The following is a 15,507-nucleotide window of genomic DNA, read 5'->3' as shown; positions in this document are numbered from 1 at the left end:
GGATGTCAGTTGATGGACTGCGGATGCGCGTGCACGGGCGCCACGAAGGGCGTCCAGGCCACCGAGGTGATCTCGCTGAAGTCGCGCCATTCCTTGAACCAGCTGCGTCCGCCGTTGGTCGAGCGCAGCAGGTGCCCGTACTTGGTGCCGGCGAAGAGCAGGCCGCGGTCGCTGGCATGCGTGCCGAAGGTCCACACGGTGGAATTGGGCGCCGTGTTCAGCAGGGTCTGCGCCCAGGTCTCGCCGCGGTCGGCGGAGCGGTAGATGCGCGTGCGCGAGCCCGGCGTGCCGTCGCCGATGGCCAGCAGCAGCTCGCGGCCCTCGGCGTCCAGCGGCTGCACGGTGCGGGTGTAGTAGAGGCCATCGAAGCGGTCCTTCGACGGATGGCAGCGGAAGCTTTCGGCGTCGTCCGTGCTCTCGCACACGGCGTTGACCGTCACCACGATGTGCTTGGCTGGCGCATCGGCCGTGGCGGGCAGCACGGCGATGGCGTGGATGTCGGAGTTGTTGATGCCGCGGCCGGGCGTGTCGATGCGCTCCCACCGGTCGCCGGCATCGCGCGTGCGCCAGGCGCCGCCCTCCTCCACGCCGAACCAGGCCTCGCCGGCCTTCTGCGGATGGAAGGCGATGGTGAGGATGCGCGGGCGGTTCACGCCGGCGCAGAACTCGGGCAGTTCCACGTCGAGCGTCTGCCAGCTGCGCCCGCCATCGCGCGAACGGTACATGCAGGCCCGCGAGGGTGCTCCGGTGCCCGCCAGCACCAGTTGCGGATCGGTCGGGCAGAAGGCCAGGGCCCAGACGGTCTGGCCGTCCGCCGGCGAGGCCACGCGCTGGAAATGCGCGCCGCCGTCGGTGGACAGGCAGATGCCCACGTCGGCGCCGGCCAGCACCCGGCTCGGGTCGGACGGATCCACCGCCAGCGCCCGCACTGTGCCGTCGAACTCGATGGCCTCCTTCAGGCCCAGGCGGTGCCAGGTGGCGCCGTCGTCCACGCTGCGCAGGATGCCCTGTCCCGCCGTGCCCACAAGAATGGTTCCGTTCATGTCGATCGCTCCTTGGATGGCTGGATGTCTCGGTCTCAGAGGAAGATGCCGCGCGTGATGCCGCCATCCACCGCGATGGATTCGCCGGTGATGGCCGCCGCGCGGTCGGACGAAAGGAAGAGCACCACGTCCGCGATCTCGTCCACCTGCAGCACGCGGCGGATCGGCGTCGCCTTGGCGTAGTTGGCCTCCACCTGCGCGGGCGTCAGGCCCTGCAGCTTGGCCTCCTTGGCGTAGAGCTCGTGGATGTGCGGCGTCTCCACCACGCCCGGATGGATCACGTTGACGGTGATGCCCGAGGGGCCGAGCTGGTCGGACAGCGTCTTGGTCAGGTGCGCCACGGCCACGTTGCGCATGCCCGACAGCTGCTTGCTGCCGCGCCCGGTGAGCCCGCCGATGTTGACGATGCGGCCCCAGCCGCCCTTTCGCATGTGCGCCGCACAGGCCTTGGCGAAGCGCATGTAGCCCACGACCTTGATGTCGATGTCCTGCAGCAGGCCTTCGGGGTCGGCGTTCTCGATCTCGCTGCGCACCAGGCCACCCGGATGGGCAGCACCGTTGACCAGGATGTCGATGCGGCCGAAGTGCGCCGCCACCTTGTCGACGGCGGCCTGCACCTGCGCCGTGTCGCTCACGTCGGCCGGGGCGGCCAGCACCTCGGTGCCAGTCTTCTCGGTGATCTCGCGCGCGGCCTGCTCCAGCGCGCCCTGACTGCGGGCCACGATGGCCACGCGCACGCCTTCGGCCGCGAAGGCCTCGGCCACCGCGCGGCCGATGCCCAGGCTGCCGCCGGTCACCACGGCCACCTTGCCCTTGAGTCTGAGGTCCATGTTCGTTTGCTCCTTGGAGGGTTCCGGCCCGAGCGGGTGCTCAGAGGGCCATTTCGATGAGGGCCGGGCCGCGGCGGCCGAAGGCGTCCTGCAGTTGGGCCGCGAGTTCCTCTGCCGTGGCCGCGCGCGTGGCGGGCACGCCGTACGACTGCGCCAGCCCGACCCAGTCGATGCGCGGCGAATCGAGCGCCGTCAGCGCCTCGGCCCGCTTGCCCAGCGGTGCGCCGCCGCGGCGCAGTTCGTTGCGCAGGATGGCGTACTGGTGGTTGGCGGCGATGAGCACGACCACGTCGAGCTGCTCGTGCGCCATCGTCCAGAGCGCCTGGATCGTGTACTGGGTGCTGCCGTCCGACAGCAGCCCCACCACCTGCCGCCCCGGGCAGGCGATGGCCGCGCCCACCGCCACAGGCAGGCCCTGGCCGATGGCACCGCCGGTGTTGGTGAGCGCCGTGTGCAGCGGCGCCACGGCCGAAGCGGCATAGAAGGGATAGCCGCAGGTGCCGCCTTCGACCGAGACGATGGCGCCTTCCGGCAGAGCCCGCGTGAGCACTGCACCGATGGCGGCCGGCGTGAGCGGCCCGGTGGGCGCGGCAGGCAGCGGGTGAACCGGGGCCTCGAAGGGCGGTGCATCGAGCGCGTCGGCCAGTTGCTCCAGCACCTCGGCCACCGGACGGCCGGGGGAGCCCAGGCTCAGCAGGCGCTCGGGCGCCACCAGCAGGCTGGGATGCCCCGCGTAGCCAAAGTAGGTGACCGGCGGCAGCGCACCGGCCAGCAGCACCAGGTCGGCCGGGTCGAGCACGGCGCGTGCCGGCTCGGGAAAGTAGGGCAGCCGGTCGAAGGCCGGCAGGCCCTGGCCGCGCTCGGCGCGGGCCGGGAAGGTCTCGGCATAGGCGGTGGCGCCCAGGGCGGCGCACAGGCGGGACGCCGCGCGCTGGGCCCGTGCACCCAGGCCGCCCGCTTCGCCACCGCCGCCGAGCAGCAGCACGATGCGGCGGGCCGTGCGCAGGCGTTGCGCGCAGGCCGCCAGGTCGAGGGCAGGCGCCTCGGGCGCCGCGACCGCGGCAGGCACTGCGGCCGGCGCGGGCGTGCCCGGCAGCGGCTCGGCCTGGTAGTCCGCCGGAAAGATCAGCGTCGCGCCCTGCCCCCCGTCGGCCAGCGACTGGCGCACCGACTCGGCCGCCGCCCGCGGCGCATCGGCCGTGCTGGCGATGCGGTGCACCCAGCCCGACACCGGCCGCGCCAGCGATTCGATGTCCGAGCTGAGCGGGGCATCGAAGGGCAGGTGCCAGCTGGTGTGGTCGCCGATGAGGTTGACGATGGGCGTGCGCGCACGCCGCGCGTTGTGCAGGTTGGCGATGCCGTTGGCGAAGCCAGGCCCCAGGTGCAGCAACGTGGCGGCTGGCCGCCCCGTCATGCGGCCGTAGCCGTCGGCCGCGCCGGTGCAGACGTTCTCCTGCAGGCCGATCACGCAGCGGATCGCATCCTGGCCTTCCAGCGCGCGCACCAGATCCAGCTCCGTCGTGCCGGGGTTGGCGAAGCAGGTGTCCACCCCCTCGCCGGAGAGCGCCGCCCACAGGGCCTGCGCGCCAGTCTGCTCAGTCATCGCCGATGTCCTCTTTGCTTGTGGGTCGAGACGCGGTGCTCACTGCACCTTGATGCCGCGCTCGCGCACCAGGCGGCCGATGCGCTCGTTGTCGACGGCGATGCGCGCGTCCAGCTCGGCCGGCGTGGAAGCACCTGCGCCCAGGCCACGCTCGGCCGCCCAGCGCTTGAGCTCGGGCTGGGAGAGCACCTTGGTCAGCGCCTCGTTCATGCGCGCCAGGATCTCCGGCGGCACGCCGCTTTTCGCGTGGAAGGAGTACGAGGTGGACAGCAGCATGTCGGAGCCGCCCGCCTCCACGATGGTCGGCACGTTGGGCACGATGGACTGGCGCGTGGGCGCGCCTACCGCCAGCAGCTTGAAGCTGCCCTTCTGCACGTAGGGCAGCATGGCCTCGACCCCGCCGGAAGTGGCCTCGACCTGCCCGCCCAGCATGGCCGGGATCACCTCGGCCAGCGCCTTGTAGGGCACATGCAGGAACTGCACGCCGGTGCCCGACTGCAGCAGTTCCATGTTCAGGTGCATCACGCTGCCCACGCCGCCGGTGCCGAAGGTGACCTTGCCCGGATGCGCCTTGGCGTAGGCGATGAAGGACTTGAAGTCGTTGGCCGGCAACTGGGCACTGGTGACCAGGTACAGGTTCACGTCGGCGATGTTGCTGACGGAGACCAGGTCCTTCTTCGGGTCGTAGGGCGGCTGGTAGAGCAGCGGATTCACGGTGAGCGTGAGCCGGTCGACCAGCAGGTAGGTGTAGCCGTCGGCCGGCGCCTTCACCACTTCGGTGGTGCCGATGATGCCGTTGGCCCCCGCCTTGTTCTCCACCACGATGGACGCCTTGAGCTCCTTGCCCAGGCCGTCTGCCACCAGGCGGGCCATGACGTCGGGGCCGGTGCCCGGCGGGTACGGCACCACGATGCGGATGGGCCGCGAGGGCCAGTTGCCCTGGGCCGATGCCTGCAGCGGCAGCAGCCCGGATGCCGCCGCCAGAGCGATGGCGGCACAGGCCTGCAGTACGGATTTCCTTCTCATTGCGCGATTCCTTGGCACCCCAGCGAAGACGGGGCCGGGACCAGGTGCCGGGGGTGAGCACCTGGGCGGCGATGGACAACGGGCAACTCCGAACCGCTCGTCGATGTGCAGATCATATGCTGTTTTTTCTTAGTGACGAAATACAGCATTAATATCAAGCAACAAAATGGCGGTGAAGTGCACAGTTTTGTCCAAGTGACATCGGAGCATGCAAGGGTCGTTCCAGGCTGGATGACCGATGAAGGACCACGAATTACCGCAATGCAGTAATCCACGATCCACCCGGATGCCCTTCTTCAAGCGAGGCCGGTCATTCGACGCGCCGAAGGACAGAGGCACGCCCTTCCCCCTCAGGTAGTTCCACCAACACACCCCCGCCGCGCCGAATGGCACATTTATCGCATAGCAGTAATTTCATGACCATGGTTTTGACCCTATGCAACGAATCGGTGCACAGCCGCACCACAAGGCGGCAACCACGCCGCGCAAGGACCACCCGCCAATGAAGCTCTACCTCAGCCCCCACACCTGCGCCCTGGCAGTGGACGTCGTCGCGCGCGAGATCGGTGTGCCGCTCGACCTCGTCTGGGTGGATGTCCGCGCCAAGCGGCTGGCCGACGGCCGCGATCTGCACCGCATCAACCCCAAGGGACAGGTGCCCGCGCTGGAAACGGACGACGGCCAGGTGCTCACCGAGGCGGCCGTGATCCTCCAGTACCTATGCGACCGGCACGGCGCCGACGCGCTCCTGCCCCGCGCGCTGGACATGGCGCGCTACCGCGTGCTGGAGTGGATGAATTTCCTCGGCTCGGAGCTGCACAAGAGCTTCACGCCGCTGTTCCGCGCCAACACGCCGCCCGAGTACCGGCCCATCGCCACCGAGAACGTGCAGCGCCGCCTGGCCTGGCTCGACGAGGTGCTGGCCAGGCGCGACTTCCTGCACGGCGAGGGCTTCACCGCCGCGGATGCCCATGCCTATGCCGTCGTGAGCTGGGCCGGGCTGCAGGCCATCCCGCTCGGGGCCTGGCCCCACCTTCAGGCCTATGTGCAGCGCATCGAGGCGCGGCCCAGCGTGCAGGCCGCCCGCGCCGCGGAGCGTGCCGAGATCGCCCGGCGGGCCAACGCCTGACCCTGACAAGGCGAACGAGCCCGCCCTGCCCGCTCCTCCCGCCGGAACACGCCGGATCCATTCACACCTTGCGAACCCTTCCACGGAGAACCCCATGAAGCTCTATCACGAAGTCCGCGGCTGTTCGCTCGCGGTCGACATCGTCGCGCGCGAACTGCAGCTGCCCCTGGCACTCGAATGGGTGGACATGAAGACCAAGCGCCTGGAGGACGGGCGCGACTACTTCAGCGTCAACTCCAAGGGCACCGTGCCCACGCTGGAGATGCCCGACGGCCAGCACCTGAGCGAGGGCTGCATCGTGATGCAGTACCTGGCCGACCAGTGCCCCGGCAACACCCTGCTGCCGGCCGCGGGCCTGCCGCGCTACCGCGTGCTGGAGTGGATGAGCTTCATCGCCGCCGACCTGCACAAGGGCGGCTTCATGCCGCTGTTCAAGGCCGTGACGCCGCCCGAGTACAAGGCCATCGCGCGCCGCATCGTCGAGGCCAAGCTGCAGTGGGTGGACGAACAGCTGGCCGGGCGCAGCTTCCTCACCGGCGAGCACTTCACCATCGCCGACGCGCACTGCTACACGATCGCCATGTGGACCCGCGCCCATGCCATCGACACGCAGGGCTGGCCCCACCTGGAGGGCTACCTGGCGCGCTGCGGCGCCCGCCCGAGCGTGCGCGCCGCCGAGGCGGCCGCTGCCGCGCAGGGCGTGCGGGAGCGCGAACGGGCCGCCGCCCGAGCCGCCGCCGCCCCGGCCCATTGACCCCGGATTCCACTCCTCGAAGGAACGACCATGCCGTTGTCGCGACGTCTTCTTCTGTCCTGCCTGGCCGCCCTGGCGCCGGCACTGGCCTGCGCCCAGCCGGCCGCCTACCCCTCCGCGCCGGTCCACCTGGTGGTGGCCTTTCCGCCCGGTGGCGGTACCGACGGTGCGGCCCGGCTGATCGCCGAGAAGCTGGCGCCCGAGCTCGGCCAGTCCGTGGTCGTGGACAACCGCGCAGGCGCGGGCGGCACCATCGGCGCACAGTCGGTCGCGCGCGCCCGGCCCGACGGCCAGACGCTGTTCTTCGGCACCGGGGCCGAGCTGCTCATCAACCCCGTCACCCGCAAGACCGCCCCCTACGACCTGCTCAAGGACTTCGTGCCGATCACCGAGGTGGGCATCGTGACCTTCGTGCTGGCCGTGCCCGCGGGCTCGCCGGTGCAGAACGTGCAGGAGCTGATCGCCCGGGCCAAGGCGCAGCCGGGCAAGCTCAATTACTCGTCCTTCGGCATGGGCTCGACCAATCACCTGATCGGCGAGCTCTTCCTCCACGCCACCGGCACGCGGGCCACGCATGTGCCCTTCCAGGGAAGCCAGCAGGCCATGTCCTCGTTGCTGGCCGGCGACGTGGACTTCACCTTCGACACCACCGCCGTGGCGCTGCCGCAGATCAAGGCCGGCAAGCTGCGCGCCCTGGCCACGCCCTCGCCCACGCGGTTGCCCAGCCTGCCGGAGGTGCCCACGCTGCAGGAACTGGGCTACGACGGCCTGGTCGCCGAAGGCTGGATGGGCGTGTTCGCCCCCGCCAGCACGCCGCCTGCCATCGTGCGCACCCTGGGCTCGGCGCTGGACAAGGTCATCCGCACGCCCGACATGGAAACCCGGCTCAATGCCCGCGGCGTGGTGGTCACGGCCGCAGACGGCGCCCAGTTCCGCATCAAGCTGCAGGCCGAGCTGGACAAGTGGCGCCGCGTGGCCCGCGAGGCCAACGTGTCGCTGGACTGACACCTCCCTCAGTTGCCGGAGTCCGCCATGCCCCTTCGTCATGCCACCCGCCGCCGCGCCGGCCTGTTCCTCCTGCTGGCGGTCGCCAGCCTTTTCGCCAGCACCGCTGCCCGCGCCGCCGACAGCTGGCCGGCGCGCGCCATCACGCTCATCGTCTCTTTCGAGCCCGGCGGCTCGACCGACATCTCGGCCCGCGCCGTGGCGCAGGCACTGGCGGTGGAGCTCAAACAGCCGGTGGTGGTCGAGAACCGCACCGGCGCAGGCGGGCGCATCGGCACCAAGGCCGCCGCACTGGCCCGGCCCGATGGCTACACCCTGTTGTGGGGCAGCGGCAGCAGCCTGACCGCCGCGCCGGTGCTCTACCCCGACCAGGGCCATGTGGCAACGCTGGTGCCGGTGAGCCTGGGCGCCACCCAGTCCTTCGTCTTCGTCACCAACCCCTCACTCGGCGTACGCACGGTCCAGGAATTCGTCGCGCTGGCCAAACGGCAGCCGGGCCAGCTCAACTTCGCCTCGGCCGGCATGGGCTCCAGCAACCACCTGCTGGGCGAGATCTTTCTGGCCGCCACCGGTGCACCCGTGGTGCATGTGCCCTACAAGGGCGCGGTGATGGCCAAGGACGCCGTGATCCGCGGCGAGGCGCAGTTGATGGACGAAGTGACCTCGCCCCTGATCGGCGCCTTGCGCGCCGGGCAACTGGTGCCCCTGTTCATGACCGGCGAGCGGCGCGACCCCGCTTTCCCCGACATCCCCACCGCCGCCGAGGCGGGCCTGCCCGAGATGACCATCCAGGGCTTTTTCGGCCTGCTGGCGCCGGCCGGCACGCCACCGGAGATCGTGGCACGGCTCAACGGAGCGATGCGCACGGCCCTGGCCTCGGAGCCCGTGGCCAAGGCCTTCGGCAACCTGGGCTTCACCACGGTCTACAGCACGCCCGAACAGATGGCCGCCCGCATCGCCGAGGGCCGCGCCACCTATGCGCGCATCGTCAAGGCGCGGCAGATCCACGTCGACTGACGGCTCCCCACTCTCTTGTTCTCCAGACCTTCCATGCCTTCTTCACGCACAACCTTCTTGCCACAGCGCCGCCAGGCGCTGGCCACCCTGGCCGCACTCGCCGCGGCGGGCTGCAGCATGGCCCGCGCCGCGGCCTGGCCCGAGCGCCCGATCAACCTCGTGGTGCCCTTCGCCGCCGGCGGCGGTACCGACACCGTGGCCCGGCTCATTGGCCAGAAGCTGCAGGCGGCGCTCGGCGGCACGGTGGTCATCGACAACCGCCCCGGCGCCAACGGCCTGATCGCGGCCCGCGCCGTGCTGCAGGCGCCGGCCGATGGCCACACGCTGATGTTTGGCAGCAATTCCACCCATGTGATCGCCGCCCTGGCCTCCAAGCAGTCGGTGGCACCGGGCAAGACCATGCAGGAGGCCTTCACCATCGTGAGCGTCATGGCCAATGCGCCGCTGGTGCTGGCCGTGCGTGCCGACAGCCCGGCCCACGACCTCCGCGGCTTTCTGCAGCGGGCCAGGGCCAACAAGCTCAGCTACGGCAGCTTCGGCGCGGGCTCGTCGGCCCACGTGATGGGCGAGGTGCTGGCCGAATCGGCCGGCATCGATCTGCTGCACGTGCCCTACAAGGGCTCCGCCCCCGCCCTGACGGACCTGATGGGTGGACAGGTGGATGCGGTGTTCCTCACCGTCGCCGCGGTCGAGGCCATGGTCACGGCCGGCTCGGTGCGCCCCCTGGCGGTGACGGGACTGCGCCGGGTGCGCTCCCTGCCCGCGGTGCCCACTTTCGAGGAACTGGGCGTGCGCGACATGGGCAATGCCGGCTGGTTCGCCGTCTTCGCGCCGGCCGGCACGCCCGCGTCGGTGGTGAGCACGCTCGCCACGGCGCTGCAGGCCATCGCCGCCGATGCCGACGTGCAGGCCCGCATGGTGGCCCTGGGCCTGGAACCCGTCGTGAGCACGCCGGCCCAGGCGATGGACACCTGGCGCCGCTCGCTGGCGGCTGCAGCGCCCATCGTCAAGAAGGCGAACATCGTCTTCTGAGCCTCGCGCGGCAGGCCCTGCATCACGCCAGCGGCCTGGCCATACGAAGCGGGCTGCACCGCGGCCGGCTACAGGTGGCCGTCCGCCGACAGCCGCACGCTGATCATGTGGGCCGTTCGCTGCACCAGTTCGGCAATGGCTTCGGCGTCGAACAGCGCCAGCCGCGCATCGCTGCCCAGCGCCGTGACACTGGCCACCACCAGCCGCCCGCGGCCGAAGATGGGCGCCGACACGCCCGTCTTGCCCACATTGAGTTCGCCCGAGGTGCGGCAGTAGCCCTCGCGGCGGATGCGTTGCGCCTCTTCGTAGAAGGCCTCCCAGGGCAGCGTGTCCGGCGATTCGCTCGCCAGCTCCTGGTGAAGCCGCCGCAGCCGCGCCGCCGGGAGAAAGGCCACCAGCGCCTTGGCACTGGCACCGCGCGAGACGGGCACCGGCCGGCCGCGGCCATAGCGCAGATGCGGCAGCGGGTCGTTGAACTCGGTGTGCACCGTGATGATGGAATGGCCGTAGAGCTTGGACAGGAACACGTCCAGCCCCGTCTGCTCGGCCAGTTCGCGCATCGGCGGCGCGGCGGCGCGGATCACGGGGTCGGACTCGCGGATGCAGCGGTCCAGCTCGATGATCCGCGGACCCAGCGTGATGCTGCGGTCCAGGCGCACCAGCAGGCCCACCTTCGACAGCTCCTGGATGTAGCGGTAGGCCGTGCTCTTGGGCACGCCCAGGCGGGCGGCGATCTCCTCGACCGTGAGCGAGGGGGCGTCGGTGGAGAACAGGCCCAGTGTGCCGAGCAGGCGGGACAGGCTGGATTCGCTGGCCGCACGCGATGGGGGCTCGGCTCCGGCCTCGTCCAGAGCATCGGTCTGCACGCGCCGTTCCGGCCCTTCATCTTCATCCATCTGTACCGGGCGCGCGGCCGGCTCGACTGGTTCCTGCAGCGCCTTGCGCCGGCCTTTGTGCGCCATCGACTCGACTTTCCTTGTACATCACTGCTTCACACGATGGTAGCGAAGGCGGCACAGGCAGAGGTTCCACCGCAAGCGCAGCCGGCCGGCCGGCCACAGCAGCGGCATCCCGGTTGCGCGGCTGAGCCAGCGCATCGCCGCGCTGCAGCGCCAGACAGCACGCCCCGGCCCGGAGGAACGCGAGGTCGTCGGGCGGATTGCCGACCCGAAATCTTGCGCCGCCCCGCCAGAAATTTCAGATGCAAATTCACCGTTTCAATTAATCACGATCAATTGTGAAATTGACCGTGAACAACAGGCGGGAAAAAATATTTGCCTCCTGCGCGCCGACAACATACGCTATGGCGCTCCCGGATTGAAAGCCGATTTATTCGCTCGCCGGGATGCGGGCCGCCAGTTCCGTGTCGGATCCCGACGATCCATGAATCAAAAACAATGAGTCTCCGGAGGGGGCATGAGCCGTCGATCTGCAGTCCTTGAAAGCTGCATCCCACCTCGCCATGAAGCGAGCGTTCTTCCCTGGACGAACACACCCGCCGATACCGGGGCAGGCACCCCTCGGCCCGCCCGGAAAGCGGTGCGCATGGCCGCAGCGCCCTGATCCGCGGGCCCCGACGCCGCCTGGCAGCGGGGCAATTCCTTTTAAATTCATTTCGCGCGAGCCATTGCCTTTGCGCCGCGGCTCGGTGCGCCTGCCAATTCAATTTCCCAGCCAATTGATCGGACCCAACGCCAATGTCCGGTCTTCACCAAGGAGATCACACCCATGGCCCCACATTCAGCAAAGCGCCCGCCGCACCCGGAAGACACGAAATACGACGTGCAAAAAAAAGTATTCGTGCGGCTGCCAAAACGCCTCGCTCTTCCGTTGCTGCTGGCGTCCATCTGGGGGCCAGCCCATGCCGCCGACATCAGCTGGTCGGACCCCAGCGGCAGCAACTGGTCCACGGCCGGCAACTGGATCGGCGGCGCGGTCCCCGGCAGCACCGACACGGCCGTGCTCAACGGCACGGGCAGCATCCTGATCGCCGACCAATCGGTGACCCTCAATGCCTTCTCGCTGGCCACCAGCCTCGCGGACACGACGCGCCTCACCATCAGCGGCGGCGGCCGACTGACCGCCGCCCTCGGGGTGATCGGCGCCACGGGCGGCAGCGGCAGCGTCGTGGTCAGCGGCCCCGGCTCGATGCTGACCAACACCTCGGAAATGACCATCGGCCGCAACGGCACCGGCTCGCTCACCGTCACCGGCGGCGCGCACCTGGTGTCTCGCCGGCTGGCCCTCGGCACGCCGACCTGGGAGGTGGCCGGCGGCACGCCCGCTGGCGGCTCGGGCTCGCTCACCGTGAGCGGTGCCGGCACGCTGTGGGAGAACACCGCGGGCGTCGACGTCGCGCGCAACGAAAGCCCGGGGTCCACCGGCACCCTGACCATCTCGGACGGTGCCACGGCACGCATCCGCAGCACGGGCGTCTACACCGGCGCGGGGGCCACGCTCAACTTCACGGGCGCCGGTACCCGCGTCGAGATCGGCGACCCCACCGACCCCAACGATCTGCAGGCCACGTCCTCGGGCTGGCTGAGCGCCGATGGCGGCAACATCCGGGTCTCGGGCGGCGCCAGCCTCTACACGAGCGGCACCTACGTCGGTGCGAGCGGCGCCTGGGCCACCACCATGACCGTGACGGGCCAGGGCACCAGCTTCATCGGCGAGCAGCGCATCTATGTCGGCGGGCAGAACGGCTCGCGCGACGTCGATCCGGTCAACGGCAATGGCCTGCTGACCATCGCGGACGGCGCCACCGCCTGGGGCGGCACGGTGGGCGTGGGCATGGACCCGCATTCCAAGGGCGTGGCCGTGGTGACCGGCAACGGCTCGCAGCTCTGGGCCAAGGCCAACACGGCGCTGACTACGCCGACGCGCGGCAACTTCTACGTCGGCTACGCGGGCGACGCGCTGGTCGTGGTCTCGGACGGCGGCACCATCAAGGCCGACAACGAGGTGCGCATCGCTTACGACAGCGGCTCCGGCAAGCTGGTCATCGGCGCCCAGGAAGGCCAGGCCGCGGCCGCACCCGGCAACGTGATCGCAGCCAACGGCATCGTCTTCGGCGACGGCGCGGGCGAGCTGGTCTTCAACCACACGGGCACGGGCCTGCTGTTCGGCAGCACGCTGAGCGGCAACGGCACCCTGAAGGCACTGGCCGGCACCACGATCCTGAGCGGCGACAGCTCGGCCTTCACGGGCAGCACCGCCGTCAAGGGCGGTGAGCTGCGGGTCAACGGCTCGCTGGCCGGCTCCGCGGTGACGGTGGGCAGCGGCGCGCGCCTGTCGGGCAGCGGCACGGTGGGCAGCCTGAGCCTGCAGTCCGGCGCCACCGTGGCGCCCGGCAACAGCCCCGGCACGCTCACCGTCGCCGGCAACTACACCCAGGCCGCCGGCTCCACCTACGAGGCCGAGTTCGTGCCCGGCACCGGCACCTCCGACCGCATCGCCGTCAAGGGCACGGCCCAGATCGCCGATGGCGCCGTCCTGCATGTCTCGCGCTACGGCAGCACCGCGCCCTTCAGCCTCACCGACCGCTACACGGTGCTGACCGCCGACGGCGGCGTCACCGGCCGCTACGTGCTGACCGGCGACACCGGCATCTCCACCTTCTACGCCCTCACGACCGGCACCGACGCGGGCAGCGTCTACGTCGCCGCCCAGCAGGTGCGCGCCTTCACCAGCGCGGCGCTCACGCCCAACCAGGTCGCCACGGCCGGCGCGCTGCAGAGCCTGGCCGCCGGCGGCGCCCTGCGCACCGCCATCGGCTACCTGCCGGACGACGCCCAGGCCCGCGTCGCCTTCGACCAGCTCTCGGGCGAGATCCACGCCTCCCTCCGCGGTGCGATGGTGGAGGACAGCCGCTTCGTGCGCACGGCCGCCATCGACCGGCTGCGCGCCGCCTCCGGCGCTGCGACCGTGCCGGCAGGCGCCAGTGCCGACGCCAACGGCCTGGCCGTGTGGTCCCACGTCTACGGCACCTGGGGCAAGACGAGCGGCAACGGCAATGCCTCCTCGCTCTCGCACGACACGGGTGGCTTCGTCGGCGGCGCGGACCTGCCCGTCTTCGACACGGCCCGGGCCGGTGTGCTGCTGGGCTACGGCCATGCTTCGTACGACGGCGACGGACGCAGCGCCTCGGGCTCGTCCAACGGCTACACCCTGGGCGCCTACGGCGGCACGCAGGTCGGCGGCGTCGGCGTGCGGCTGGGCACGGCCTACACCTGGAGCGACGTGAGCACCCATCGCGACGTCGTCTTCAGCGGCCTGGCCAACGGCCTGTCGGCCAAGTACGACGGCCGGACCTTCCAGGCCTTCGCCGAGGCGGGCTACCGCATCGACGCCGGCGCGGTGGCGCTCGAGCCCTTCGCCGGCCTGGCGCATGTGGCGGTGCGCACCGACGGCTTCACCGAGCGCGGCGGCGTGGCGGCCCTGACCTCCGGCAGCAGCAACACCGACGTCAACTTCTCCACCTTGGGACTGCGCGGCTCGGGCGAGTTCAACCTGGGCGGGCGCACCCTGACCGCCAGCGCCTCGCTCGCCTGGCGCCATGCCTTCGGCGACACCACGCCGCAGGCCAGCTTCCGCTTCCTCGGCTCGGACGCCTTCGGCGTGAGCGGCGTGCCCATCGCGAAGAACGCCGCCCTCGTCGAGGCCGGCGTGTCCACGCAACTCGCACGCAATGCCTCGCTGCGCCTGTCCTACACCGGGCAGTTCGGCAGCCACGCCCGCAGCCAGGGCCTGCGCGGCAATCTGGACTTCCGGTTCTGAGCGGCACCCCGGCGCGGGTTCGGGCGGCCCGGTCGCCTCCGCCGGGGGCCGGGCGCCAGGGCCGGGCCGAGTGCCCGCAAGGCCGGCCCTTGGCCTCGCGGAAACTTTTCTTCCTGACCATGACCTGACTGGCGTTCTTCACCCAGAAAGGATGCCTTCATGGACACCTCCGCCCTACGCGCCACCCTGTCGCTCAGCCTGATGGCGGCCTTTGCCGATGGCGACAAGCACGAGCGCGAGCGCGAAGAGATCCGCCGCATCGCCCAGGGCCTGGGCGCCGAGGGCGCGGTGCACCTGCCTACGCTCTACCAGGACGTGCTGCTGCAGCGCGTGACGCTGGCCGACGTGACACAGGGACTGCCCGAGCGCGGCGCCCGGCAACTGGCCTACGAGATGGCCGTGTGCGTGTGCGATGCCGACGGCGCCCTGTCCCCCCGCGAGCAGGCCTTCCTGGCCGAGGCCCGCCGCGTCCTGGCGCTGGACGGCGCGGCAGAAGCCTTCGAGTCCGAGGCCCGCACGCTGGCCGAGGCGCCCCTGGCCGGCCCGACCGCCCTGGCGCCGGCCGCTGCCGCGGGCGCAGCAGCCCTCCCGCCCACACCGCTCGATGAACCCGCCGCACGACCGGCCGCCGCGGTGGACGGCGCCGAACTGGACGACCGCATCCTCAAGGCCGCCATCACCTGTGGCGCGCTGGAACTGCTGCCCGAGACCCTGTCCACGCTGGCCATCATTCCGCTGCAGATGCGGCTGGTCTACACCATCGGGCAGGCCCACGGCTACGAGCTCGACCGCGGCCACATCAAGGACTTCCTGGCCACCGCCGGGGTCGGCCTGACCTCGCAGTACCTCGAGCAGGCCGGCCGCAAGCTGATCGGCGGGCTGTTCGGCAAGATGGGCGGCGGGCTGCTGGGCGGGGTTGGCAAACAGGCTGTGAGCTCGGGCATGAGCTTCGCCACCACCTATGCGCTGGGTCACCTGGCCCGGCGCTACTACGCCGGGGGCCGCAGCTTCTCGCCGCAGATGCTCAAGGACAGCTACGCCAGCATCCTCGAACAGGGCAAGGGCCTGCAGGGCCGCCACCTGCCGCAGATGCAGCAGCAGGCCAGCCAGATGGACCTGGGCAAGGTGATGGCCCTGGCCAAGGGCTGGCGCTGAGCCGCCGGCGCCGGCTGCAAGAAGTAGCACTTTCGGCTGATCTTGCCCCGTGCGGGACACGGCCCGCAGAATGGATCGCATCGTGGGCCGTCCCCGGCCGCCCGCCGCCCTTCTCCCTGGAGACATCCCAACGT

The 15,507-nt window shown here is 70.7% G+C and carries 12 protein-coding genes; 7 read left to right on the top strand and 5 right to left on the bottom strand.

Annotated features, from left to right (window positions below; genetic code table 11):
• Nucleotides 1–5: 5 nt before the first annotated feature.
• From L0984_RS25005 to L0984_RS24990, 4 genes are read right to left on the bottom strand one after another with little or no spacing between them, the layout of a single operon-like run.
• Entirely contained in the window at nt 6–1,043 is a 1,038-nt protein-coding gene (locus L0984_RS25005; protein WP_234197050.1) for a WD40/YVTN/BNR-like repeat-containing protein, read from the bottom strand.
• Between the two features lie 35 nt (nt 1,044–1,078).
• Nucleotides 1,079–1,873 (bottom strand): SDR family NAD(P)-dependent oxidoreductase, encoded by a 795-nt coding sequence (locus L0984_RS25000; RefSeq protein ID WP_234197049.1) that lies wholly within the window; start codon nt 1,871–1,873, stop codon nt 1,079–1,081.
• Nucleotides 1,874–1,913: 40 nt separating this feature from the next.
• Nucleotides 1,914–3,476: an acetolactate synthase large subunit gene (locus L0984_RS24995; protein WP_234197048.1), complete on the bottom strand. Its 1,563-nt coding sequence runs from the start codon at nt 3,474–3,476 to the stop codon at nt 1,914–1,916.
• 39 nt (nt 3,477–3,515) lie between these two features.
• Complete coding sequence (locus L0984_RS24990; RefSeq protein WP_234197047.1) at nt 3,516–4,502, bottom strand: Bug family tripartite tricarboxylate transporter substrate binding protein; 987 nt, start codon at nt 4,500–4,502, stop codon at nt 3,516–3,518.
• A 502-nt stretch (nt 4,503–5,004) separates the two neighbouring features.
• On the opposite strand from L0984_RS24990, the gene gstA (L0984_RS24985) reads away from it, so the two are divergent.
• The 5 genes from gstA (L0984_RS24985) (at nt 5,005) to L0984_RS24965 (ending at nt 9,439) form a co-directional block, all read left to right on the top strand.
• The gene (gstA, locus tag L0984_RS24985) at nt 5,005–5,631 is read left to right on the top strand and encodes a glutathione transferase GstA (protein WP_234197046.1); all 627 of its coding nucleotides are present in this window, start codon (nt 5,005–5,007) and stop codon (nt 5,629–5,631) included.
• Between the two features lie 94 nt (nt 5,632–5,725).
• On the top strand, nt 5,726–6,385 hold the full coding sequence (gene gstA / locus L0984_RS24980) for a glutathione transferase GstA (protein WP_234197045.1): 660 nt from the start codon (nt 5,726–5,728) through the stop codon (nt 6,383–6,385).
• Between the two features lie 30 nt (nt 6,386–6,415).
• Entirely contained in the window at nt 6,416–7,390 is a 975-nt protein-coding gene (locus tag L0984_RS24975) for a Bug family tripartite tricarboxylate transporter substrate binding protein (RefSeq protein ID WP_234197044.1), read from the top strand.
• 27 nt (nt 7,391–7,417) lie between these two features.
• Complete coding sequence (locus tag L0984_RS24970) at nt 7,418–8,407, top strand: Bug family tripartite tricarboxylate transporter substrate binding protein (RefSeq protein ID WP_234197043.1); 990 nt, start codon at nt 7,418–7,420, stop codon at nt 8,405–8,407.
• Nucleotides 8,408–8,464: 57 nt separating this feature from the next.
• A complete protein-coding gene (locus L0984_RS24965) occupies nt 8,465–9,439 on the top strand; it encodes a Bug family tripartite tricarboxylate transporter substrate binding protein (RefSeq protein ID WP_234197042.1) in 975 nt (324 codons plus the stop codon).
• Between the two features lie 68 nt (nt 9,440–9,507).
• Here L0984_RS24965 and L0984_RS24960 read toward each other — a convergent pair whose 3' ends face one another.
• A complete protein-coding gene (locus tag L0984_RS24960; protein ID WP_234197041.1) occupies nt 9,508–10,305 on the bottom strand; it encodes an IclR family transcriptional regulator in 798 nt (265 codons plus the stop codon).
• Between the two features lie 964 nt (nt 10,306–11,269).
• Between L0984_RS24960 and L0984_RS24955 the strand changes: the two genes are divergently transcribed.
• The gene (locus L0984_RS24955; protein WP_234197040.1) at nt 11,270–14,218 is read left to right on the top strand and encodes an autotransporter outer membrane beta-barrel domain-containing protein; all 2,949 of its coding nucleotides are present in this window, start codon (nt 11,270–11,272) and stop codon (nt 14,216–14,218) included.
• A 159-nt stretch (nt 14,219–14,377) separates the two neighbouring features.
• A complete protein-coding gene (locus L0984_RS24950) occupies nt 14,378–15,373 on the top strand; it encodes a YcjF family protein (protein ID WP_234197039.1) in 996 nt (331 codons plus the stop codon).
• Nucleotides 15,374–15,507 lie beyond the last annotated feature (134 nt).

Origin of the sequence: Pseudacidovorax sp. NFM-22 (assembly GCF_021401245.1) — a bacterium.
Lineage (GTDB): Bacteria > Pseudomonadota > Gammaproteobacteria > Burkholderiales > Burkholderiaceae_C > Xenophilus.
This window is presented reverse-complemented; position numbering and strand designations above follow the sequence as displayed.

What these genes read in the sequence shown, in the direction of transcription:
- L0984_RS25000 (WP_234197049.1), bottom strand. Translation starts at nt 1,873, where the DNA reads ATGGACCTCAGACTCAAGGGCAAGGTGGCCGTGGTGACCGGCGGCAGC.
- L0984_RS24950 (WP_234197039.1), top strand. Translation starts at nt 14,378, where the DNA reads ATGGACACCTCCGCCCTACGCGCCACCCTGTCGCTCAGCCTGATGGCG.
- gstA (WP_234197045.1), top strand. Translation starts at nt 5,726, where the DNA reads ATGAAGCTCTATCACGAAGTCCGCGGCTGTTCGCTCGCGGTCGACATC.
- L0984_RS24970 (WP_234197043.1), top strand. Translation starts at nt 7,418, where the DNA reads ATGCCCCTTCGTCATGCCACCCGCCGCCGCGCCGGCCTGTTCCTCCTG.
- L0984_RS24975 (WP_234197044.1), top strand. Translation starts at nt 6,416, where the DNA reads ATGCCGTTGTCGCGACGTCTTCTTCTGTCCTGCCTGGCCGCCCTGGCG.
- gstA (WP_234197046.1), top strand. Translation starts at nt 5,005, where the DNA reads ATGAAGCTCTACCTCAGCCCCCACACCTGCGCCCTGGCAGTGGACGTC.
- L0984_RS24995 (WP_234197048.1), bottom strand. Translation starts at nt 3,476, where the DNA reads ATGACTGAGCAGACTGGCGCGCAGGCCCTGTGGGCGGCGCTCTCCGGC.
- L0984_RS24990 (WP_234197047.1), bottom strand. Translation starts at nt 4,502, where the DNA reads ATGAGAAGGAAATCCGTACTGCAGGCCTGTGCCGCCATCGCTCTGGCG.
- L0984_RS25005 (WP_234197050.1), bottom strand. Translation starts at nt 1,043, where the DNA reads ATGAACGGAACCATTCTTGTGGGCACGGCGGGACAGGGCATCCTGCGC.